17 protein-coding genes, 2 tRNA genes and 1 pseudogene are annotated in these 22,691 nt (G+C 60.4%); 14 read left to right on the forward strand and 6 right to left on the reverse strand.

What is annotated here, in order from left to right; genetic code table 11:
• The first annotated feature begins 11 nt into the window (after nt 1–11).
• Both V5B39_RS13185 and V5B39_RS13190 read left to right on the forward strand, forming a co-directional pair.
• Complete coding sequence (locus tag V5B39_RS13185; RefSeq protein ID WP_332343354.1) at nt 12–2,033, forward strand: methyl-accepting chemotaxis protein; 2,022 nt, start codon at nt 12–14, stop codon at nt 2,031–2,033.
• Nucleotides 2,034–2,322: 289 nt separating this feature from the next.
• On the forward strand, nt 2,323–4,641 hold the full coding sequence (locus V5B39_RS13190) for a DNA internalization-related competence protein ComEC/Rec2 (RefSeq protein WP_332343355.1): 2,319 nt from the start codon (nt 2,323–2,325) through the stop codon (nt 4,639–4,641).
• Nucleotides 4,642–4,667: 26 nt separating this feature from the next.
• On the opposite strand, the gene V5B39_RS13195 is transcribed toward V5B39_RS13190, so the two are convergent.
• Nucleotides 4,668–5,393 (reverse strand): LrgB family protein, encoded by a 726-nt coding sequence (locus tag V5B39_RS13195; RefSeq protein ID WP_332343356.1) that lies wholly within the window; start codon nt 5,391–5,393, stop codon nt 4,668–4,670.
• A complete protein-coding gene (locus tag V5B39_RS13200) occupies nt 5,390–5,749 on the reverse strand; it encodes a CidA/LrgA family protein (protein ID WP_332343357.1) in 360 nt (119 codons plus the stop codon). The genes V5B39_RS13195 and V5B39_RS13200 overlap by 4 nt, the downstream gene beginning before the upstream one ends.
• 380 nt (nt 5,750–6,129) lie before the next feature.
• Between V5B39_RS13200 and V5B39_RS13205 the strand changes: the two genes are divergently transcribed.
• The gene (locus V5B39_RS13205) at nt 6,130–6,357 is read left to right on the forward strand and encodes a hypothetical protein (protein ID WP_332343358.1); all 228 of its coding nucleotides are present in this window, start codon (nt 6,130–6,132) and stop codon (nt 6,355–6,357) included.
• A gap of 21 nt (nt 6,358–6,378) precedes the next feature.
• Here the strand turns inward: V5B39_RS13205 and V5B39_RS13210 are convergent, their stop codons facing one another.
• Entirely contained in the window at nt 6,379–7,101 is a 723-nt protein-coding gene (locus V5B39_RS13210; protein ID WP_332343359.1) for a haloacid dehalogenase type II, read from the reverse strand.
• 73 nt (nt 7,102–7,174) lie between these two features.
• Nucleotides 7,175–8,173 carry an arsenosugar biosynthesis radical SAM (seleno)protein ArsS gene (gene arsS / locus V5B39_RS13215; protein WP_332343360.1) on the reverse strand — a complete coding sequence of 333 codons (999 nt, stop codon included), beginning with the start codon at nt 8,171–8,173 and terminating at the stop codon, nt 7,175–7,177.
• Here arsS and V5B39_RS13220 point away from each other — a divergent pair.
• From V5B39_RS13220 to V5B39_RS13255, 8 genes are all read left to right on the forward strand, one after another.
• On the forward strand, nt 8,172–8,357 hold the full coding sequence (locus V5B39_RS13220; RefSeq protein WP_332343361.1) for a hypothetical protein: 186 nt from the start codon (nt 8,172–8,174) through the stop codon (nt 8,355–8,357). The genes arsS and V5B39_RS13220 overlap by 2 nt on opposite strands.
• A 425-nt stretch (nt 8,358–8,782) precedes the next feature.
• Nucleotides 8,783–10,117, forward strand: a complete 1,335-nt coding sequence (gene tig / locus V5B39_RS13225) for a trigger factor (RefSeq protein WP_332343362.1) — start codon at nt 8,783–8,785, stop codon at nt 10,115–10,117.
• Nucleotides 10,118–10,163: 46 nt separating this feature from the next.
• Nucleotides 10,164–10,793, forward strand: a complete 630-nt coding sequence (gene clpP, locus V5B39_RS13230; RefSeq protein WP_332343363.1) for an ATP-dependent Clp endopeptidase proteolytic subunit ClpP — start codon at nt 10,164–10,166, stop codon at nt 10,791–10,793.
• A 48-nt stretch (nt 10,794–10,841) separates the two neighbouring features.
• Nucleotides 10,842–12,113 (forward strand): ATP-dependent Clp protease ATP-binding subunit ClpX, encoded by a 1,272-nt coding sequence (clpX, locus tag V5B39_RS13235; protein ID WP_332343364.1) that lies wholly within the window; start codon nt 10,842–10,844, stop codon nt 12,111–12,113.
• 85 nt (nt 12,114–12,198) lie between these two features.
• Complete coding sequence (lon, locus tag V5B39_RS13240; protein ID WP_332343365.1) at nt 12,199–14,613, forward strand: endopeptidase La; 2,415 nt, start codon at nt 12,199–12,201, stop codon at nt 14,611–14,613.
• Between the two features lie 138 nt (nt 14,614–14,751).
• Nucleotides 14,752–14,827, forward strand: a tRNA-Val gene (locus tag V5B39_RS13245).
• A 26-nt stretch (nt 14,828–14,853) separates the two neighbouring features.
• Nucleotides 14,854–14,930 (forward strand) — tRNA-Asp (locus tag V5B39_RS13250).
• A gap of 70 nt (nt 14,931–15,000) precedes the next feature.
• Entirely contained in the window at nt 15,001–16,908 is a 1,908-nt protein-coding gene (locus tag V5B39_RS13255; protein WP_332343366.1) for a SurA N-terminal domain-containing protein, read from the forward strand.
• 79 nt (nt 16,909–16,987) lie between these two features.
• Here V5B39_RS13255 and groL read toward each other — a convergent pair whose 3' ends face one another.
• Both groL and groES read right to left on the reverse strand, forming a co-directional pair.
• Nucleotides 16,988–18,643, reverse strand: a complete 1,656-nt coding sequence (gene groL / locus V5B39_RS13260; RefSeq protein WP_332343367.1) for a chaperonin GroEL — start codon at nt 18,641–18,643, stop codon at nt 16,988–16,990.
• 95 nt (nt 18,644–18,738) lie between these two features.
• On the reverse strand, nt 18,739–19,029 hold the full coding sequence (groES, locus tag V5B39_RS13265) for a co-chaperone GroES (RefSeq protein WP_332343368.1): 291 nt from the start codon (nt 19,027–19,029) through the stop codon (nt 18,739–18,741).
• Nucleotides 19,030–19,295: 266 nt separating this feature from the next.
• On the opposite strand from groES, the pseudogene V5B39_RS13270 reads away from it, so the two are divergent.
• The 3 genes and pseudogenes from V5B39_RS13270 to V5B39_RS13280 all read left to right on the forward strand — a co-directional run.
• Nucleotides 19,296–19,765: pseudogene (locus tag V5B39_RS13270) on the forward strand (transposase); the annotation flags it as partial.
• 532 nt (nt 19,766–20,297) lie between these two features.
• A complete protein-coding gene (locus V5B39_RS13275; RefSeq protein WP_332343369.1) occupies nt 20,298–20,447 on the forward strand; it encodes a PEP-CTERM sorting domain-containing protein in 150 nt (49 codons plus the stop codon).
• Nucleotides 20,448–20,647: 200 nt separating this feature from the next.
• The coding region (locus tag V5B39_RS13280) for an SdrD B-like domain-containing protein (protein ID WP_332343370.1) at nt 20,648–22,691 on the forward strand (2,044 nt) is incomplete at its 3' end.

A 22,691-nucleotide genomic window follows, 5' to 3' on the forward strand; every position in this document is an offset into this window, starting at 1 on the left:
GGTGGCTGCCCATGAAAACCTTGTTTGCCCCGGTCATCACGCTGCTCAACCGCGTCGGCTATACGAAAAAGTTTGCGATCATGGGGGTACTGGCGCTGCTGGCGATCGCCGTGCTGCTGCTGAACCTCTACCAGAGCCTGCACCGGGTGATCGACAGTTCGCAGCGGGAACTGGCCGGGATCGAAGTGATCAAGCCGCTCGCCCGCATGGTCCAGCACCTGCAGGTCCATCGCGGTCTCTCTGCGGGCGTGCTCGGCGGCAACGAGGCGATGAAGGACCAGCGCGCTGCCCGGGAAAAGGAGGTGCACTCCGCCTTGAAGGCCGTTGACGCCAGACTGACACCGGAATTCGCAGCGAGCGCGGCCTGGAAAAAAATCATCGAAGCCTGGACCGCCATCGAGAAGGAGGGGCTCGACCTGATCCCGCGCGAGAATGTCGAGGCACACAATCGACTGATCGACGATCTCCTGACCTTCCAGGCGCTGGTCAGTGACGAGTACACGCTGACCAATGACCCGGATATTGATTCTGCTTACCTGATCGATACGCTGGTCGACAAATCGCCCCTGGCGATCGAGCGCATGGGCCAGTTGCGGGCGCTGGGGACTGGCGTGCTGACCCGGAAAATCCCGCTGGTGCCCTCACAACAGCTCGAATTCACGGTCCTGCTGTCCGGACTGAATGCTTCGGTCGATTCGTTGCGCCGCAATCTTGAAAAGACTGCGCGCTACAATCCCGACCTGCAGGCCGCGCTGCAGGCTTCGATCACCGACATGAGCGGGGCGGCCCAGAAAGTCAGCGCGCTGGTGAACCAGGACATCCTCTCGGGGACCTACGCAACGCTTCCCGACGACTATTTTGCGCTGACCACGGTATCGATCGAAAAGGGCTACCAGGAGATGTTCGAGACGCTGTTCCCGACGCTCCAGAAGCTGGTGCAGCGCCGCATCGAGCGCGCGCAGCGTGAGCTGTCCACGAGTATTGCGGTGTCGGTGCTGATCCTGCTGCTCTACGCGTATGTGTCGATCGGCCTGTTTTACGCGACCATTGGCAGCATCGATCGCCTTGCCGACGATGCGCGCACGATCGCCACCGGCGATCTCAATGTGCGTGTCGACCTGGGCACACGCGACGAACTGAAACTCGTCGGTGACAGCCTCAACGAGATGGTGAGCGCATTCCGCGGCCTGATCGAGAATGTCCACCACGGTGCCAGCGAAGTGCTCGGTGCGACCAAGAAGCTGGCCAGGTCGGCCGCGCAGATCAATGGCAGCAGCGAGCAACAGAGCGCGGCAGCGTCAAACATGGCCGGCGCGATCGACCAGATGCGCTCAGGGATCGAACAGTTGTCGACCAACGCACAGGATGCCAATCGGATTTCCAGCCGGGCCGGCGAGTTGTCCGCTGACGGCAGTCGCGTAGTCGGCAATGTCGTCCGCGAGATCGAGCGGATCGCCGAGGTGGTCAACCAGTCGGCGGCGATCGTCGCCGAGCTGGGTGGTCGCTCGGAACGAATCTCGGCGATCGTCAATGTGATCAAGGAAATTGCCGACCAGACCAACCTGCTGGCGCTCAACGCGGCCATCGAGGCGGCGCGTGCCGGCGAATCGGGGCGCGGTTTCGCGGTGGTGGCCGACGAAGTGCGCAAGCTGGCTGAGCGGACGGCTCGTTCAACGCAGGAGATTTCGACGATGATTGCGTCGATTCAGAGCGGCACGCGCGACGCGGTGGCGAGCATGAGCCAGGGGGTCAGCCGGGTGGCGGAGGGCGTCGCGCTGGCCACCCAGGCGGGCGAGTCGATCAACGAAATTGGCGGTAATGCGCGGCAGGTGGTGGAAAAGGTGGCCGACATCTCGCATGCGCTGCGCGAGCAAAGCGTCGCCAGCACCGAGATTGCAAGCCATGTCGAGCAGGTCGCGCGCATGGCCGAAGAGAACTGCGCCGCCGTTGCCGGCAACGCCGCCACGGCGGCGCAGCTCGAACGTCTCTCGGAAAGTCTCGAAGCAGAAGTGCGGCGCTTCAGGCTGGGCTGAGCTTCGTAGGGGCGGGAAACCCCGCCGCCGCCCGAACCCCGAGCTAGCGGAGACGAGCTTCGACTGCTAACGGTCATGACTGTCGAGATACCCCGGATGATGAAAGTCATGACCGTTTCCCTCATCCCCGGCCCTTCTCCCGCGCGCGGGAGAAGGGAGATTCGCGAGTCGCTGGCGCGACTTTCATATTAACCCCTGGTCGCGGCACGAGCTTGAATCGTATCGGGCTGGGGCCGACCGTGACACGATGACACGTGCTACCGCGATTCGTGAGATCGCCTAATTCGTCATGCGCGGCAACATTCTTGCTTTTGCCCTCGGTGTCGGCTGCCTGCAGCTTCAGGAGAGTCTGCCGGCGTCGTCGCTCGTCGCTGGATTGCTGACCGGCGGAGCTTTGCTGCTGCTCTGCAGTGGCCGCTGGCAGCATGCACCGGGACGAATTGCCACGGCCATCGCCTGTGCCATACTGGGCCTGGCCTGGGCGGCACTGCTCGCCGAGCAGCGATTGCTGAATCAGCTCCCGGTCGAGTGGGAGGGGCGTGATGTGCAGGTCGTTGGCGTCGTCGCGGCGCTGCCGCATGCCTTCGAGCGCGGTGAACGCTGCGAATTCGACGTCGAGGCGGTGGCAACGCCCGGCGCGCGTCTGCCGCGGCGGATCATGCTTTCCTGGTATCACGGCGGGCGCGAAGACGAATGGCGCGATGCTCCGCTGATTCGCCCGGCCGAGCGCTGGCGCTTCACCGTTCGTCTCAAACGCCCGCATGGCAACGCCAACCCGCATGGCTTCGATTATGAGGCCTGGCTCTTCGAGCGTGGCCTGCGCGCCACCGGCTATGTGCGTCCGCGCGCCGAGGCACAGCGTCTCGACGACTTTGTGCTGCGGCCTGCCTACGTCATCGAGCGTTGGCGTGACCATATTCGCAGTGCCTTTTTTCGGGTTTTGCCCGAGGCCCCGTATGTGGGCATTCTCGCTGCGCTGGCGATCGGCGACGAGCAGGCGATCCCGGCAGCGCAGTGGCGCTTGTTCCGGCAAACCGGAGTGACACATCTGATGTCGATCTCCGGCCTGCATGTGACGATGGTGGCGGCGCTGTTTGGCGGTCTGGTCGGTTGGTGGTGGCGGCGCAGCGAGCGGCTGATGCTTTTTCTGCCGGCGCAGAAAGCGGCGATCGCTGCCGGCTGGTTCACGGCTTTCGGCTACGCCCTGCTCGCCGGTTTTGCCGTACCGGCACAGCGGACGGTCTACATGCTGAGCGTCGTCGCCCTGGCGCTGTGGTCGGGCCGCAATCTCGGCGCCAGCCGCAGCCTGCTGCTGGCGCTGCTGGCGGTGCTGCTGCTCGACCCCTGGGCGGTGCTGGCGCCGGGATTCTGGCTTTCCTTCGCGGCTGTCGGGCTGCTCTTTTTTGTCGGCACGGCCCGGCTGGGGGCTGCCCGTGGCTGGCGAGGGGTGCTTGCCAACTGGGGTGCGACGCAGTGGGCAGTGACCCTCGGGACGCTGCCGCTGCTGCTGCTGATGTTTCAGCAGTTTTCGCTGGTGTCGCCGCTGGCCAACGCGCTCGCGATCCCGCTGGTCAGCTTCATGGTCACGCCGCTGGCGCTGCTCTTTGCGGTCCTGCCCTGGCCACCGCTGCTTTACCTGGATCACTGGCTGCTGTCCGGTTTGATGGGTTTTCTCGAATGGCTGGCGATCTGGCCGGTCTGGGAACAGCCGGCACCGCCGCTGGCAGCGACGCTGGTGGCGGTGCTCGGGGTGATCTGGCTATTGTTGCCCCGTGGTTTCCCGGCACGCTGGCTGGGCCTGTGTCTGCTGCTGCCAGTGCTGCTCTGGCCGGCAGCACGACCACCGGCGGGTGATGCCTGGGTGGACGTCCTCGACGTCGGCCAGGGACTGGCGGTCGTTGTGCGTACTGCCGAACACAATCTTCTCTACGATACCGGGCCGCTGTACAGCGCCGAGTCGGACGCCGGCCAACGCATCATCGTCCCCTACCTGCGCGCCAGCGGAATCGGGCGGCTCGATTCGCTGATCGTGACCCATCGCGACAAGGACCACTCGGGTGGCGTCGTTGCCGTGCAGGAAGCCGTGCCGATCGTGCGTACCCTGTCGTCGCTTCCCGAACTGCCCGGCGAACGTTGTCAGGCCGGGCAGGCCTGGGAGTGGGACGGTGTTCGTTTCACGATCCTGCATCCCGAAGCCGCTGCTTACGAGCACAAGACTGCCAGGACCAACCACATGAGTTGCGTTCTGCGGATCGAGAACGCCTTCGCCAGTGTCCTGCTGACCTCCGACATCGAAGCGCGCGACGAGCAGGCCCTGCTCGATCGGGCTGCTTCCCGGTTGCGCAGTGACGTGCTGCTGGTGCCGCATCACGGCAGCAGTACGTCGTCGACGCCCGATTTCATCGCCGCCGTCGGCGCGCGTGCGGTGATCATTCCCGTCGGTTACCGAAACCGCTATCAGCACCCCCGCCCCGAGGTCGTTGAACGTTATTCCGGCAGCCAGGTGTGGCGCACCGATCGGGATGGCGCGGTGCGCATCAGGCTGGCCAGCAGGCCTGTTCTTTCCGCGTATCGAACCGAGTATCGCCGTTACTGGCACGGGCAATGAAAGGGCCGGGATGCGATTGATCGCCGTCAGCCTTTGCCGATCCAGCTTGCCATCAGGGGCACCAGCAGGGCGGTCAGCCCGCCATTGAGGCCCATGGCGAGTGCCGCAAAGGCGCCGCTCTGCTCATTGACCTGAAAGGCCCGTGCCGTGCCGATCCCGTGCGAAGCCACGCCGATGGCAAAGCCGCGAATGGCCGGGTCGTGGATCTTCATGGCGTCGAAAATGGTACGGGCGCCAACTGCACCCAGCACGCCGGTCATGATCACCAGTACGGCCGTCAGCGAGGGAATGCCGCCGATCCGTTCAGCGATGGCCATGGCAATCGGTGTGGTCACCGATTTGGGTGCCAGCGAAAGCTGTGTCGGCAGGCTGGCACCCAGCCAGCGGCCGATCAGCACGGCCGATGCCACTGCCGTCAGGCTGCCCGCCAGCAGGCCGGCAATGACGGGTAGCAGCATCGTCCGGATCCGTTTGAACTGGGTGTAGAGAGGAATGGCGAGCGCCACCGTGGCCGGGCCGAGCAGGAAATGGACGAACTGGGCGCCGGCGAAGTAGGTTTCGTAGCGTGTCCCGGTCAGGGTCAGGAACAGCACCAGCAACGAAACTGCAATCAGCACCGGGTTGGCCAGAGGGTTCTGACCTGAGCGCTGGTATAGCCAGAACGCACCCTGGTAGGCCAGCAGGGTCATGCTCAGACCGAGCAGGGGTGAGGCCGACAGGTAAACCCAGATTTCGCCGAGTTGCGGGTTCATGGGGTTTCTCCAGTCGATGTTCGCCGGCGCTGACAAAGGCGCATCACCAGCGCCGTGACAACGAGGGTGGCGACAGTGCTGATCAGCAGGGAGAGCAGCAGGGGCAGCCACTCATCGGAAACACGGTGCAGATGCACCATGATGCCGGTGCCGGCCGGTACAAAGAGCAGGGAGAGATGTTGCAGCAGGTTCTGGCCGGTCGACTGCAGTTCCTGGCCAGGGCCGCCGCGCAGCATGAGCGCGAAGAAGAGGAAAACCATTCCGAGCACCGGACCCGGAAGCGGCAGGTTGATGCCTCGGGCGATGACTTCGCCGGCGAGCTGAAAGAGCAGCAGTTGGGTCAGGGCAGCGAGCATGGTGTCCTCCTGGAATGGTGAGCCGAAGAGTCTATTGGATATCGGACCTGCTCCGACCGGGAGGTCCTTCCTGCGGGCGTCTCGTCAGGATGATCAGGCCCGGCCACGGGTACGACTGAACGTGTTGGTCGGAGTCCTTTGTCCGATGAAGAGACGTTGGCATCGGTGATCGCCCCTCCCCCCTCGCGGAGGAGGGGAGTCAGGTATCCGTCCAACACTTTCGTTCGCACCCCCGGTCACACTGGCCTGTCCGGACCCGGCAATTTCGCCTACACTGCTGGCTATTCGTTGCCTCGCCTGATCGGCGTTGGCCCTGATGTCGTACCGCTGTTCCAGAAACAGCCGAAAATCATATTTTGCGTTATGCAATGAGGTGAGAAATGGATGCCTTTCTGCTCCTGTCGGGACGTGTCGCCGGCATCGGTGGCCTGCTGCTGTGCATCACCGCCGGAGTCCTGCGTTTGGCCGGCAATTACTACCTGGGAACGTTTCAACTCGCAACCGTCCTGCAGGGCGGCATGGCCGCAACCGTCGTTGGCTGTTTCCTGCTGTTGCTGTCGCTGACAATGCCAGGGAAAGCCGATCGTTCGCTGCGATCGCGTGAATGAGTCGTTAAGGTGCAGGTCGCGTCAGCGATTCCCCGATCGACTCTCGCCCGCGGGCGGGTGAGGAAACAGTATCGCCGGTAGGGCAGAGAGATCCTTGATCTCGCCATCGGGTGTCTCGGGAATCCGTTCCGGCGCCTGTCCGAAGCGGTTGCACCACAGGACTCGCAGGCCGCTAGCCTTGGCCGAATAGGCATCCCAGGCATTCGACGAAAGGAAGCAGATCGCCGTCGGGGCCAATTGCAGGCGTTCGCAGGCCAGCGCGTAGACTGCCGGGTGTGGCTTGAAGACGCCCACTTCCTCAACCGAGAGCACAGCATCGAAGACATTCTCCAGGCCGCTGTGGCAGACCACCGTCGCGAGCATCGCCGGCGTGCCGTTCGAGAGAATCGCCAGCCTCATTCCCGCTGCCTGTAGCCGGCGCAACGTTTCGGGAACCTCGGCATAGCATCCGAGATGCAGATAAAGGTCCATCAGTCGTTCCCGCAGGCCGGGCCGGTCGATGCCAAGGGTATTCAGGGCAAAATCGAGCGCATCGCCAGTGACTTGCCAGAAGTCTGCGTGTCGGCCGGCGAGTCCGCGCAGCCAGGTGTATTGCAATTGCTTCTGGCGCCACAGTTCGGAAAGGCGCTGCCAGTTGTCACCGATCTCGTCGCTGGCCGCGAGCGCTGCACTGTTGAAGTCGAAGAGCGTGCCGTAGGCGTCGAATACGCACGCCTTGATGCCGTCGAGGGGCTGGATGCTCATGGTTTTGATCTCCTTTCGTCATGTCGGTAGCGCGCTTGCCTGGCTGACGGCTGCAGCGGTCTGTCCGCCGCAATCAGGCTCCGCAGGTCGGTGCCGCGGCCGTCTCGCCACCCAGGGCGCCGCCGCAACTTGATCCTTGGCCTGCTGTGCAGCCATAGCAGTGGTTGGCCACCTGGATCGGATATCCGTCGAGCGAGGCCGCCTGTACCTCGGTGATGTGCAGGCGCCGGCGACCGCTTCCGGTCATCGGCAAACCGAGCTGCTGGTTGAAGTCGCAATCATAAAGGTAGCCCTGCCAGTCGATTGACAGCAGGTTGTGACACATGACCTGCTCGATGTTCTCTTCCCGGTGTGCGCTGCGCAATAGCTGCATGTAACTGTTGAACTGGCCCTTCGAGACCAGCATTGATCCGAAGCGCTGGATCGGCATATTGGTCAGTGTGAACAACTCGTTGAAAACGATGCCGAATTCGTTTCCGAGGTGGGCACGATAGGCGACGGCCAGCGGTCCTTGCGGCGGCGGTAGCGTGGGCCCCTGCGGATTGAAGACCAGATTCAGGATCAGGCCGCTGTCCGGCACGCCATAACCCAGCGCATTGAGGCGTCGCAAGCCCTTGATGCTCGCTTCGAAGGTGCCCTTGCCGCGCTGCCGATCGACGTTCTCCTCCAGATAGCAGGGCAGCGAAGCGATCACCTCGACACGATGCCGGGCCAGAAAGTCGGCCAGATCCGCATGATCGGCTTCCTCCAGGATTGTCAGGTTGCAGCGGTCAATGACTCGCAGGCCGCGTTCGCGGCCGGCGATGACCAGGCGGCGGAAATGCGGGTTTAACTCGGGCGCGCCACCTGTCAGGTCCAGCGTCCCGACTTCGGGGCTGGCACTGATGAAGGCGAGCAGCGCATCGATCGTTTCTGCAGTCATTTCCTCCCTGCGCTGTGGACCGGCATTGACATGGCAATGTAGACAGCTCTGATTACAACGATAGCCGAGGTTGGCCTGGACCGTTTCCACCGAACGCCGGGTCAAAGCCGGGAAAGTGGTGGTCGTGAGAAGGGGCAGGGTGGCGTGCATGACTTTCATTCTCCGGTGGTTTGTCGGCATGGGTCGGGAGGTCGCTGGCTTTCCTTACACGCACCGGGCACAGGATCTGCAGGCCAGCGGCGAGCGGCGCTCACGATACGATATTTCAGATGTTTCTGCAGCGCGTATTGCCTCGCGGTCGGAGTATGTGCATGCGGCTGAAGACAAGCGGTGAAGTAGTCTGCACAAACCGATCTTGGACACCTGCGCAGCACTCGTTTTGCGGGCCATGGCAGGTTGCTCGTGCTCGGCAGGTATCCAGGGCCCTGGCTGCACGGCGATGTTTCGAGTCGTCCAATATTGCTGTAGAATCGCTCGCTTTCCGTGCGCGGAGACGCCATTGGCGCGCGGACAGGGACGCAGAAGCGAAGCGGGTGGCGTTTTGGATGTGCGCAACTTGCGGATGTTTCGGATGCTTGGCGAATGCTCTTGAAGACCCTTTGCACCGTGAAGTCTCCTGACTCCGAACGATTGCTCGAACAGCAGGATGATTTTTAAAGCCTTTGCTCTGGCTGCCAGCACAGTATTTTTTGCCGGCGAGGGTTCTTCCGACCGGGTCAGGTGCCGGTCATCTTTCAGCCCGAATCACAAGGATTCTTAATGGAAACGAACGCTGTTATTTCTGACGAATTAACCTCAGGCACCCCGGCTGTGAGCGCTCTTGAGCGCCGTGTTGACCTGTCGTTAAGCATTGCTGACTTCGAAAAGGACGTTGACCAGCGCCTCAAGCGCCTCAGCAGGAACATGAAGATGCCGGGTTTCCGGCCAGGCAAGGTGCCGGCAAACATCGCCCGCCTGCAATATGGCCAGCAGGCTCGTCAAGAGGCCTTGACCGAGGCACTTGCGCAACTGTTCAGCGCCGCCGTCACTGCGCAAAAGCTGCGCGTTGCGGGCGTTCCAAAGATCGAAGCGAAAAACAGCGACAACCCGACGCATCTCGAATTCTCGGCGATCTTCGAGGTCTATCCGGAAATTGTGCTGCGCGATCTGGAGGGCGTGGAAATCGAACGCCCGGTGCTTGTCGTCGGTCCGACCGAAATCGACAGGACGATCGAAATCCTGCGCAAGCAGCGCGTTCGTTACGAGCCGGTCGATCGTGCCGCCGCAAAGGCCGACCAGGTGAGTATCGACTTCCTCGGGAAGCGGGATGGTCAGCCATTTGCCGGTGGTCAGGGCAAGGATTACCGTTTTGTGCTTGGCGAAGGCAAGATGCTGTCCGACTTTGAAAGCGCGGTCATCGGGACACGTCCAGGCGAAGCCAAATCTTTCGACATGACCTTTCCTGCCGAATATTTCTCCAAGGAACTGGCAGGGCAGTCGGTGACTTTCGACATCTCCGTCAAGGAAGTGGGCGAACCGGTACTCCCGGAGGTGGACGCCGACTTTGCCAGGGCCCTTGGTGTTGAAGATGGCGATCTTGTCAAAATGCGTGCCGAGATCGAGGACAATCTCAAGCGCGAGGTCAGAAACCGGCTGCAGGCAAGAATTCGCAGCCAGGTGATGGATGCGCTATTGCAGGCCAACCCCGTCGAGGTGCCGGGGGGGCTGATCCACCGAGAGAGCGAGCATTTGATGCAGTCGACCCGTCAGAATATGGAGCGGCGCGGCTTGAAGGTCAATGAGATGCCGATGCAGCCCGAGTGGTTTGCCGATCAAGCCAGGCAACGGGTCGGTCTTGGCCTAATTCTTTCCGAGATCGTCAAACAGTATGGACTGGAGGCCAGGCCACAGCAGGTGCGGGCGATGGTCGAGGAAGTGGCGCAAAGTTATGAACATCCGGAAGAGGTGGTCCGTTGGCATTACGCACAGCCGGAGCGCCTTGCCGACTTCGAGGCTGCGGCGATCGAGGCCAACGTGGTGGACTGGGCGCTGGCGAAGGTGATGGTGGTCGACAAGCCGATTGCCTTTGCTGAATTGATGGGGCAGCAGTCCTGATCCGGTGGTCCTGAATAGACACGATTCTCGGAGTAGAGGAAACGAAATGAGCATTGACTACACAAACCCCTGGAATCCGCAGGCGCTGGGCCTGGTTCCGATGGTGGTCGAGCAGAGTGGTCGTGGCGAACGGGCATACGACATCTACTCGCGATTGCTGAAGGAGCGGGTGATTTTTCTGGTTGGCCCGGTTAACGACGTGACCGCGAATCTGGTGGTGGCGCAGCTTCTTTTTCTGGAAGCCGAGAATCCGGACAAGGACATCCATTTCTATATCAACTCTCCTGGCGGTGCAGTGTCGGCCGGCCTTTCCATTTACGACACCATGCAGTTCATCAAGCCTGACGTATCGACCCTGTGTATGGGGCAGGCCTGCTCAATGGGGGCTTTTCTGCTCGCAGCAGGTGCCCATGGCAAGCGTTTTGCCCTGCCCAATTCGCGAGTGATGATTCACCAGCCCATGGGGGGGTTTCAGGGACAGGCGTCGGACATCGCGATTCACGCCAAGGAAATTCTTTCCTTGCGTGCCAAACTCAACGACCTGATGGCTCATCACACGGGCCAGGCGATTGAGCGCATTGAACGCGATACTGATCGCGACAATTTCCTTTCTGCGCAGGAAGCGGCAGAATACGGTCTGATCGACAAGGTGCTGACCAATCGGGAAGCGATTTGATCTCGCATCCGGGCAGCCGACATCAGGCTTGACAGTGAGGTAGGTCGAATGACGGAAAAGAAAAGTGGCACTGAAAAACTCCTTTACTGCTCGTTCTGCGGCAAGAGCCAGCATGAGGTGAAGAAGCTCATTGCCGGGCCGTCGGTATTCATTTGTGATGAATGCATCGAGCTTTGCAACGATATCGTGCGTGATGAAATCGCCAGCGAGCCAGGCGGCAAGGGTGCAAACAGCGATCTGCCGACACCCAAGGAAATCTCGGCGCTCCTCGATCAATATGTGATCGGTCAGGATCCGGCCAAACGCATCCTGTCGGTGGCCGTTTATAACCACTACAAAAGGTTGCGTCATTTTGGCAAGGGCCGGGACGAAATTGAACTCGCCAAGAGCAACATCCTGCTCATCGGCCCTACCGGATCGGGCAAGACACTGCTCGCGCAGACGCTGGCGCGCATGCTTGACGTGCCTTTCGTGATGGCCGATGCGACGACATTGACCGAAGCCGGCTATGTCGGCGAGGATGTCGAGAACATCATTCAGAAGTTGCTTCAGAAGGCGGATTACGATACCGAAAAGGCACAACGCGGTATCGTCTACATCGACGAAATCGACAAAATTTCGCGCAAGTCCGACAATCCTTCGATCACCCGTGACGTTTCGGGCGAGGGTGTGCAACAGGCACTGCTCAAGCTGATCGAAGGGACGATCGCTTCTGTCCCGCCACAGGGTGGGAGGAAGCATCCGAACCAGGACTTCGTGCAGGTGGATACCACCAACATCCTGTTCATTTGTGGCGGTGCCTTCGACGGTCTCGAAAAGGTCATTCGCAATCGATCCGAACGCGGTGGTATGGGCTTTGGCGCCGAAGTGAAAAGCAAGGATAACAAGAAAGCGGTCGGTGAGGTGTTGCGTACCGTCGAACCCGAGGATCTGATCAAGTTTGGCCTGATTCCGGAACTGATCGGGCGCTTGCCGGTGCTTGCCACGCTTGAGGAATTGTCGACAGCAGCGCTGGTGCAAATCCTGGTCGAACCCAAGAATGCGCTGGTGAAGCAATACCAGAAGCTGTTCGCGATGGAAGGGGTGGCGCTCGAAATCCGTCCCGTGGCGATGCAGGCCATTGCCAAGAAAGCGCTTGAACGCAAGACCGGTGCGCGTGGCCTGCGGTCGATTCTTGAGGCGGTGTTGCTGGATACCATGTACGAACTTCCCGGAATGGAGAATGTCTCAGAGGTGGTTATCGACGAGAACGTGATCGTTGGTGACGCGCAGCCCATCCTGATCTATGCTGATCAGCCGAAGGTTTCTGGCGGCAACTGATGTGCTGGCCGCTTCCTGTGCGGCTTGAAATATAGGTTCTTGTCACCATCTCGGGGCTTGAACTCTCACCTGAAGGGCACAATCGATGTCTGCAACCCCCAAGCTGTCAGCCGAGCCAGTGGAATTACCCCTGCTTCCCCTACGCGATGTAGTGGTTTTTCCGCACATGGTGATTCCACTGTTTGTCGGGCGTCCGAAGTCGATCAAGGCGCTTGAAGTGGCCATGGAGGCCGGCAAAAGCATCCTCCTGGTGGCCCAGAAGTCCGCGGTCAAGGATGATCCGGAAGCCGACGATCTGTACGTTGTTGGCTGCGTGGCCAATATTCTGCAAATGTTGAAGCTGCCCGACGGCACCGTGAAGGTGCTGGTCGAAGGGGCGCAGCGCGCTCGTTTGGAGGCCATCAATGCTCGCGAGGAAATGTTTTTCGCGGGCGTGCGTCCGGTGGTCGCTGACGAGGGTCTGAATCATGAAGTCGAGGCCCTGCGCCGTGCGGTGATCGGTCAATTCGACCAGTACGTCAAGCTCAACAAGAAGATTCCGCCGGAGATCCTGACTTCGATCGCGGGCATCGAGGATGCCGGGCGTCTTGCCGATACCATTGCCGCGCATTTGCCCCTGAAGCTCGAGCAGAAGCAGGAAGTTCTCGAAATGTTCGATATCCGCGCACGCATCGAGCGTCTGCTGGCACAACTCGAATCCGAGATCGACATCCTGCAGGTCGAGAAACGCATTCGCGGTCGCGTCAAGCGCCAGATGGAGAAGAGTCAGCGCGAGTATTACCTCAACGAGCAGGTGAAGGCGATCCAGAAGGAACTCGGTGAAGGTGAGGAAGGTGCCGATCTGGAGGAACTGGACAAGAAGATCAAGACCGCCGGAATGAGCAAGGAAGGACTTGCCAAGGCATTGGCGGAATTCAGGAAGCTCCGGCTGATGTCGCCGATGTCGGCGGAAGCGACGGTGGTGCGTAATTTCATCGAGACGCTGATCGGTCTGCCGTGGCGCAAGCGGACGCGCATCAGCAAGGATCTCGCTGCCGCCGGCAAGATTCTCGACACCGATCACTGGGGTCTGGAAAAGGTCAAGGAACGCATCATCGAGTATCTGGCCGTGCAACAGCGGGTCGAACGCCTCAAGGCGCCGATTCTGTGCCTGGTGGGTCCTCCGGGGGTCGGCAAGACTTCGCTTGGACAGTCGATCGCGCGCGCAACCGGTCGCAAGTTCGTTCGCATGAGCCTCGGCGGCGTACGCGACGAGGCCGAAGTCCGTGGTCATCGCCGGACCTATATTGGCTCGATGCCGGGCAAGATTCTGCAGAACATGAGCAAGATCGGTGTCAAGAACCCGCTTTTCCTGCTCGACGAAGTCGACAAGATGGGCCAGGATTTCCGGGGCGATCCGAGTTCGGCGCTGCTCGAGGTTCTCGATCCCGAGCAGAATTCAACCTTCGTCGATCACTATGTTGAAGTCGAGTACGATCTGTCGGAGGTGATGTTCGTCGCGACCGCCAATACGCTGAATATCCCGGCGCCTTTGCTGGATCGTATGGAAGTGATCCGGCTTTCCGGTTATACGGAGGACGAGAAGGTCAATATTGCCCAGCGTTATCTGGTCCCCAAGCAGATGAAGAACAACGGCCTGAAGACCACCGAACTGATGATGGCGGAAAGCGCCTTGCGTGACATCGTTCGCTACTACACGCGTGAGGCGGGGGTGCGATCGCTTGAACGCGACATCTCCAAGATCTGTCGCAAGGTGGTGAAGACGCTACTGCTCAGAAAAAGCCAGGGGAAGGTTGCCGTCAGTGCGCGCAATCTCGACAAATTCCTGGGGGTGCGTCGTTTCAACTATGGTGTTGCCGAGCGCGAAAACCAGGTGGGGCAGGTGACGGGCCTGGCCTGGACCGAAGTCGGTGGCGAACTGCTGACCATTGAGTCGGTGGTCCTGCCAGGCAAGGGCAAGACGACGACCACCGGCAAACTCGGTGAGGTCATGCAGGAGTCGGTTCAGGCGGCTCTGTCGGTGGTGCGCAAGCGCGCGCAGTCGCTTGGCATTGATCTTGATTTTTATCAGAAAAGCGATATTCATATTCACCTTCCGGAAGGAGCCATCCCGAAGGATGGGCCGTCAGCGGGGGTCGGGATTTGTACGGCGCTGGTTTCCGTCCTCACGGGTATTCCGGTCTGTTGCGATGTCGCGATGACGGGCGAGATTACTCTGCGTGGCGAGGTCCTGCCGATTGGCGGACTCAAGGAAAAACTGCTGGCAGCCGTTCGCGGTGGCCTGGCCAGAGTGTTGATTCCGGAGGAGAACGTCAGGGATCTGGCCGAGATTCCGGACAACATCAAGAACAAGCTGGAGATCATACCGGTCAAGTGGATTGACCAAGTCTTCGAGCATGCGCTTGAGCGCAAACCCGAGCCCGCGTCGGTCGAGGAGCCGGCTACCCCACCGGTTGCAGCGCCCACTCCGGAGAGTGTGGCCACCGTCCTCACGCATTGAACATCGGCGCCAGCCTGTCGGCTGGCGCGCGCATCGCTTTGTCTGGCCCACTGATCCATGGTGATGGAGGCAGGTTTTGGTCTGGCCAAGTCGCGACGGATGCGGTAGACTCGGGTTTTCATGCGTTGGTCACACGAAGGGTGCTTAGCTCAGTTGGTAGAGCGCTAGCCTTACAAGCTGGATGTCGGCGGTTCGAGCCCGTCAGCACCCACCAGGAAGAACGGTGTTGCAGAGCGTTCGGGAGTGGTAGTTCAGTTGGTTAGAATACCGGCCTGTCACGCCGGGGGTCGCGGGTTCGAGTCCCGTCCACTCCGCCACAGCCGAAAGGCGAACGCAAGTTCGCCTTTTTTTGCTTCAACGTTCCAGTGAGTTAGCGAGCTACCCCCCATGTTCTTTGACGCCGTTCGCAACAACAAGAGAGTTGTTCAGATATTCCTTGCCTTGATCACCCTGCCTTTTGCCTTCTGGGGCATTGACTCATACGTGCGCAACACCGGGGCGGGGGCCGATCTGGCTAGTGTGGGTGACACCAAGATCACCCTGCCGCAGTTCGATCAAGCCTGGCGCGCCCAGCAGGATCGCCTGCGGCAGGTACTGGGCGCCAGTTTCCGTCCGGAATCGATGAATACGCCGGAAGCCAGGCTGGCGGTTCTCAATTCGCTGGTGGATCAGCGCCTGCTTCTCCTTGAGGCCTCGCAAGGACGACTGGGTGCCAGCGATAGCCTGCTTCGGGATGCCATCGGCAAGATCCCTGCCTTGCAGGAAAATGGTCAATTTTCGATGGCTCGCTATCAGGCGGCGCTTGCCGCCCAGGGTATGTCACAAGCGCAATTCGAAGCGCAGATGCGACAGGATCTCACGCTGCAGCAATTGGTCGGCGCACTTGGGGAGACCGGTATGGCGGGCAACAAGGTGGTCGATAAACTGCTGCGCATACAGACCGAAGAGCGGCAGATTGCCGAGTGGCGATTCGCTCCGGAGCAATTTTCCGAGCAGGTGAAGATCACGCTGCCGGCCATCGAGAAATACTATGCACAGAACCTGAAACGCTTTGAAGTGGCGGAACAAGCCAGGGTCGAGTACGTGGTCCTGTCTCTCGAAGGATTGCTGGCGCAGGTCAAGCCTGGCGATGGCGAAGTGATTGCCTGGTACGAGGGCCATCAGGATCGTTACCAGCAAGCCGAAGAGAGGCGAGCCAGCCATATCCTGATTCTCGCGAGCGGCGACATGGACCGGGAAAAAGCACGCGCCAAGGCGGAAGAGGTGCTGAAGGAAGTCCAGAAGTCGCCGGCGAGATTTGCCGAACTGGCCAGGCAGCATTCGCAGGATCCCGGATCTGCTGAAAAAGGGGGCGATCTTGGTTTTTTTGGGCGCGGCATGATGGTCAAGCCATTCGAGGATAGTGTGTTTGGACTGCGGGAAAATGAGCTTTCCGGTCTGGTGCAGTCCGAATTCGGCTATCACATTATCAGGCTGACCGAAATCAAGCCGGGCAAGTTGCGTTCGCTTGCCGACGCACGCTCGGAGATCGAAGATGAACTGCGGCGGCAAGCGGCCTCACGACAGTTTGCCGAGGCGGCCGAGACCTTCAGCAACATGGTCTACGAGCAGCCGGACAGCCTGCAGCCGGCTGCCGAGAAGTTCAAGCTGAAAATCCAGCAATCCGGCTGGTTGCCGCGCAGTCCCTCTCCGGAGATGTTGGCTGGCCTGGGCCAACTGGGTAACCAGAAAGTGCTGGCCTCGGTGTTTTCGGAAGAATCACTGAAGAAGAAACGGAATACCGAAGCGGTCGAGGTTGCCCCAAATACGCTTCTGGCCGCACGGGTGATCGAATATCGGCCAGCGACCACGCAGCCCATGGCAGCCGTCAAGACTGAAATTGAAGCGCGGCTCAAGGCTGAGGAAGAGGCCGCATTGGCCCGTGCAGCGGGCGAGTCCAAGCTCCGCGAATTGCAGCAGGGGGCGGAGGACAAGCTTGCCTGGGCGCCGCTCAGAAACGTTTCCAGGCAGGACGCCCGTCAGTTGCCGGTAGCATCGCTGAAGGCGATCTTTAGAGCCGACGTCCGCCGGCTGCCAGCCTACGTGGGTGCGGATCTGGGAGGCGGAGGCTACGCACTCTACAAGATTACGGCGGTCAGCCATCCGGAAAAGGTGGACGACAACCGGCGCAAGGCCTTGCAGGGTGAATACAGCACGATCCTCGGGCAAGAGGATTTTGCGGCCTACCTTGCCGGACTACGCCTGCGCTACAAGATCGACATCAACAAATCGGCGCTGGAAAGCAAGGAACGATAGTTCCCCATTTTAGACTTCAACAAAAAACCCCGCCGAAGCGGGGTTTTTTCATCGACGATGGCTCCGGGTTCTGCGGACATTACATGTCCATACCACCCATACCACCCATGCCACCCATACCACCACCCATGCCGCCGCCCATGGCCGCCGGCTTTTCCTCAGCCAGTTCGGCGACCAGGCAGTCGGTGGTGAGCATCAGGCCGGCGATCGAAGCCGCATTTTGCAGTGCCGTACGCGTGACCTTGGTTGGATCGAGAACGCCCATTTCAACCAGGTCGCCGTACTCACCGGTGGCGGCGTTATAACCGAAATTACCGGTACCCTGAAGCACGGCATTGACCACGACGGACGGTTCGTCGCCGGCATTGGCGACGATTTCGCGCAGCGGCTGCTCCATGGCGCGTAAAACGATCTTGATCCCGGCTTCCTGGTCGTGGTTATCACCCTTGAGCGACGCGAGTGCCAGGCGGGAACGCAGCAGGGCGACGCCGCCGCCAGGAACGATTCCTTCCTCAACCGCGGCACGAGTGGCGTGCAGCGCGTCCTCGACGCGTGCCTTTTTCTCCTTCATCTCGACTTCGGTAGCGGCACCCACCTTGATCAGGGCGACGCCTCCTGCGAGTTTGGCGACCCGTTCCTGCAGTTTCTCCTTGTCGTAGTCGCTGGTGGCGGTCTCGATCTGCGCACGAATCTGCTTGACACGCGCCTCGATGTTCGCGCTGACTCCAGCGCCGTCGATGATCGTCGTGTTTTCCTTGCCGATTTCGATGCGCTTGGCCTGGCCGAGGTCCGCCAGGGTGGCTTTTTCCAGGGTCAGGCCGACTTCTTCGGCAATCACCTGGCCGCCGCTCAGGATCGCAATGTCTTCGAGCATCGCCTTGCGGCGGTCGCCAAAGCCTGGTGCCTTGACGGCACAAGTCTTGAGGATGCCGCGGATGTTGTTGACCACCAGGGTGGCGAGTGCTTCTCCATCGACATCTTCAGCGACGATCAACAGCGGGCGGCTGGACTTGGCGACCTGTTCGAGAATCGGCAGCAAATCACGGATGTTCGAGATTTTCTTGTCGAAGATCAGGATGAACGGGTTTTCCAGAATCGCGTTCTGTTTTTCGTTGTTGTTGATGAAGTAGGGGCTCAGGTAGCCACGATCGAACTGCATGCCCTCGACGACGTCGAGTTCGTTGTTCAGGGATTTGCCGTCTTCGACAGTGATCACGCCTTCCTTGCCAACCTTGTCCATCGCCTTGGCGATGATGTCACCGATGTCCGCATCGGCGTTGGCCGAGATCGCGCCGACCTGGGCAATTTCCTTGCTGGTCGAACAGGGCTTCGAGAGTTTTTTCAGTTCGTCGACGGTGGCCACGACCGCTTTGTCGATGCCGCGCTTGAGGTCCATCGGGTTCATGCCTGCAGCCACGTACTTCATGCCTTCGCGGACGATCGACTGCGCCAGCACGGTCGCAGTCGTGGTTCCGTCCCCGGCGATGTCGGAAGTCTTGGAGGCCACTTCCTTGAGCATCTGGGCGCCCATATTGGCGAACTTGTCTTTCAGTTCGATTTCCTTGGCGACCGAGACCCCATCCTTGGTCACGGTTGGAGAGCCGTACGAGCGCTCCAGAACGACATTGCGGCCCTTCGGACCGAGCGTGATCTTGACTGCGTCGGCCAGGATGTTCACGCCTTCGACCATGCGAGCGCGTGCGCTATCGCCAAACTTGACGTCTTTAGCTGCCATAGAGATAACTCCTAAGTTTCTTGGATGATTGGATTCTGAATTGAAATTTGGGTGCTAAGGCTGTGTGGGCGGGGATCTTTCCGTGAACGCGATCCCTATGCCTCGACGACGCCCATGATGTCTTCTTCACGCATGACCAGCAGTTCCTCTCCATCGACCTTCACGGTCTGGCCGGCGTATTTGCCAAACAGGACCCGGTCGCCAACCTTGACGGCCAGGGCGCGGACGCTGCCATCATCAAGAATCTTGCCATTGCCAACGGCGCGAATTTCGCCTTGGTCAGGCTTCTCGGCGGCTGTATCGGGAATCACGATACCGGAGGCGGTCCTGCGCTCCTCTTCAAGACGTTTGACGATCACGCGATCATGCAACGGGCGAATTTTCATGCAGCTTCTCCTTGGGGTTAAGCATATAAAAGGACATCGACGATCAGAACCTGCAGCCCTGAGGACAAGACTCAGGAGCAGAAATATTAGCACTCACCGCTAACGAGTGCTAATAATAGGGCCGGGCGACATGAATTTCAAGGCCTTCGAGATGATTATCCGTTGGTGGTGGGACGGAAATTTGAAATCTGGGTAACTGAGCTTCCCCCCGAAATTTCGTCTGCCCAGGGTGACCTACAATTGATGTCACTTTTGGAAGGCAGGAAATGAAGAGACCGAAACAGGCCTACACGGCCGAGTTCAAGGAACTGGCGGTCAAGCGGGTCAAGGAGGGTCAAAGCATCCGTGCCGTGGTCAAGGAGCTTGGGCTGGGCGACCTTGCGTCACGGGATAAAAGCGTCCGCAGAAGGCCAGCTCAATGGGGTGGGGGGCATAGTGGTCACGCCGGACGAGAGGGAACTGTCCAGGCTGCGTGCCGAAAATCTCCGGCTCAAACGGGAGCTTGAAATCATCAAAAAGCGGCGGCGTCCTTCGCCAGGGAGGTTCTGTGAAGGTCGCCTGGATTGCCGAGCAAGGAAATGCGTTTGTCCTGGCCGAAAGGTGCGACGGGCTCGACGTCAGCCTCAGCGGCTATCGGGCCTGGAAGCGTGGCGGCAAGCCGGATCGCCAGCGCCGGTCTGACCGCCAGATGCGGGCCCTGATCCGCTCGATTCCTGCCGAACTCAAAGGGGCCTACGCCAGGCGCGTGTTAGGTCGAGAGCATTGATCTGCCGGGGGGCTTGAGCGCTGGGCATTGAGGCCGGATCGCGCCACCGCGGAGGAGGCATCCTCCCCGCGCCATAAGCCATCGAGCCCTTCACATCAAGCGATCCGCCAGCCTCGGCGGGAAAAGCCATCCAGTACGACCCGGATCTCGGGAGTCCAACCAGGGATTGAGTATCCGGACGCCGGTTGGGATGTGGCATCGCACCTGCCGCAGATTGGTTGCCAACATCACTGCCGACCTGCAGGTGTCTGCAGGCTGTGTCAACGTCAAGGTGAAAACCGCTGCCTGTATCCGCGATACCTGTCGCCGACATGGGTCATGTGTCGGAATTTCTTACAGTGCTGTGGAACGGTCCTGTAGCCGGAGATGAAATCCATCATTAAACCAGATTATGAAACTAATTGGCACGAGTTGTGCTTTGTGCGCCTTGGCTGCCGCTCAATGAGTGGGCAGTAAAAGTGTTAATTAATCAATGATCAACTTTTTCAAGAGGAGTCTTTCCATGCGCGCACTACTCTCTATCGCCGTTCTGATGTCTACTGCCATTCCTGCTTTTGCAGCCCCTGTGCTGAACGTTCCGGAGCCGGAATCGCTGGCGCTGGTCGCCGCTGCAGCTGTCGCGATGCTGGTAGCCCGGCGTAACAAGAAGTAAAGCCGAGTCACTCACGCCTGGAGAAGGGGCGTTTCGATTCCTGCCCCTTGATTCCTGGCGTTCTCGGCGTCAGGTGCCGATCATCAAGCCGACTGCCATCATCATCTTGCAGAGTCTGTGGAAGAAGTCCGTGGAAAATTCGCAGCGGGGTGCAACATGGCTGTTCTGACTAATTTATCTTTGACCCAGAGACCCAAGCCATGAGCACATTCACTATCCGTGTCACCTCTCCAGCAACCAACGCGGCCGGTACTTCATTCGCTCCTGCGACCCAGCAGCCGGACCTCGGTGCGCCGAGTTTCCTTGACATGATCGTCACCAACAGCACAGAACCGTTGCTTCCCAATGGCGTGTATGACGCCTATTGTCTTACCCCCTTGATCGACATCCACTTGTCGCCGACAACCTATCCCGGCACGACGAACTACCCTGGCAACACGGTGCCGTCGTTTGATCCATCCGGTTCGCTGGTGCTGACGCAGCCACAGATCGATCGAATCAACTGGCTACTGGCGCAAAATCCGACTTCCGACCCCAAGTTCGGTGGCCAATTCAACTACGGTGAGGTGCAGACGGCCATCTGGAAGATCCTCGGCTTTACCGACGCCCAGATTCTCGCTGCAGGCCAGACTCCATTCCTGAACGACGGTGGCAATAACGTCGTCAACTCTGCTGACATCGACTTCCTCGTGTCCCAATCGGCCGCCGCCATCGCCAGCGGCAACGGCGTATTGCCCACCGATGCGTTCTTTACGACGTTCATTGACCCGACGGGCAACGTGCAGCCGCTGATCATCCAGTTGCAGAGCGCCAGACTCGGCGACTACGTCTGGCTCGATGGCAACGGTAACGGCCTCCAGGATCTCAATGAACCTGGCGTCGACAATGTGGTCGTCGAGTTGTACGATGGCAGCGGCAACTTCATTACGAGTACCAAGACCGGCGACGACTTTAGTACTGCAGCGGTCGAGCATGGTTTTTACCAGTTCACTGGCCTCAAGGCGGGTGACTATCAGGTGAAATTCATTGCGCCGACCTCATATCAGTTCACCAAGCAGGATGCAAATGGCAACGCCCAGGATGCTGCCGACAGCGACGCAAATGTAACCTCTGGATTCAGTCAGGTCGTTACGCTTCCGCCAGGCGGATCGAATCAGACCATCGACGCGGGGCTGGTCCAGCCCGCCAGTCTGGGCGACCGGCTGTGGCTCGACAGCAACGCCAACGGCCAGCAGGACGACGGCGCGACCGGCATCAGCGGCCAGACCGTGACCCTGATCGGCGGTGGCGCCGACGGGCTGATTGCCACGGCGGGCGACAACACCACAGCAACCACCACCACCGGCACCGACGGTTTCTACGAATTCACGGGCCTGACGCCGGGCGTGGAATACCAGGTACAGTTTGCCGCTCCGGCAGGCACCGTGTTCACCGGTCAGAATGTCGGCAACGACGTTTCCGACTCCGACGCCGACACCACGACGGGCAAGACGCAGATCGTCACGCTGGCCTCGGGCGAACACAACCCGACGCTTGATGCCGGTGTCTATGTTCCCGCCAGTCTGGGCGACCGGCTGTGGCTCGACAGCAACGCCAACGGCCAGCAGGACGACGGCGCGACCGGCATCAGCGGGAAGACCGTAACCCTGATCGGCGGTGGAACCGACGGGCTGATCAACGGGGTGGGTGACACCACGGCGACGACCACCACCGGCACCGACGGTTTCTACGAATTCACGGGGCTGACGCCGGGCGTGGAATACCAGGTACAGTTTGCCGCCCCGGCAGGCACCGTGTTCACCGGTCAGAATGTCGGCAACGACGCGAGCGACTCCGACGCCGACACCACGACGGGCAAGACGCAGATCGTCACGCTGGCCTCGGGCGAACACAACCCGACGCTCGATGCGGGCGTGGTGATTCCCCCCGCCAGCCTGGGCGACCGGCTGTGGCTCGACAGCAACGCCAACGGCCAGCAGGACGACGGCGCGACCGGCATCAGCGGCCAGACCGTGACCCTGATCGGCGGTGGCGCCGACGGGCTGATTGCCACGGCGGGCGACAACACCACAGCAACCACCACCACCGGCACCGACGGTTTCTACGAATTCACGGGCCTGACGCCGGGCGTGGAATACCAGGTACAGTTTGCCGCCCCGGCAGGCACCGTGTTCACCGGTCAGAATGTCGGCAACGACGCGAGCGACTCCGACGCCGACACCACGACGGGCAAGACGCAGATCG

Origin of the sequence: Accumulibacter sp., from assembly GCF_036625275.1 — a bacterium.
Classification (GTDB): Bacteria; Pseudomonadota; Gammaproteobacteria; order Burkholderiales; family Rhodocyclaceae; genus Accumulibacter.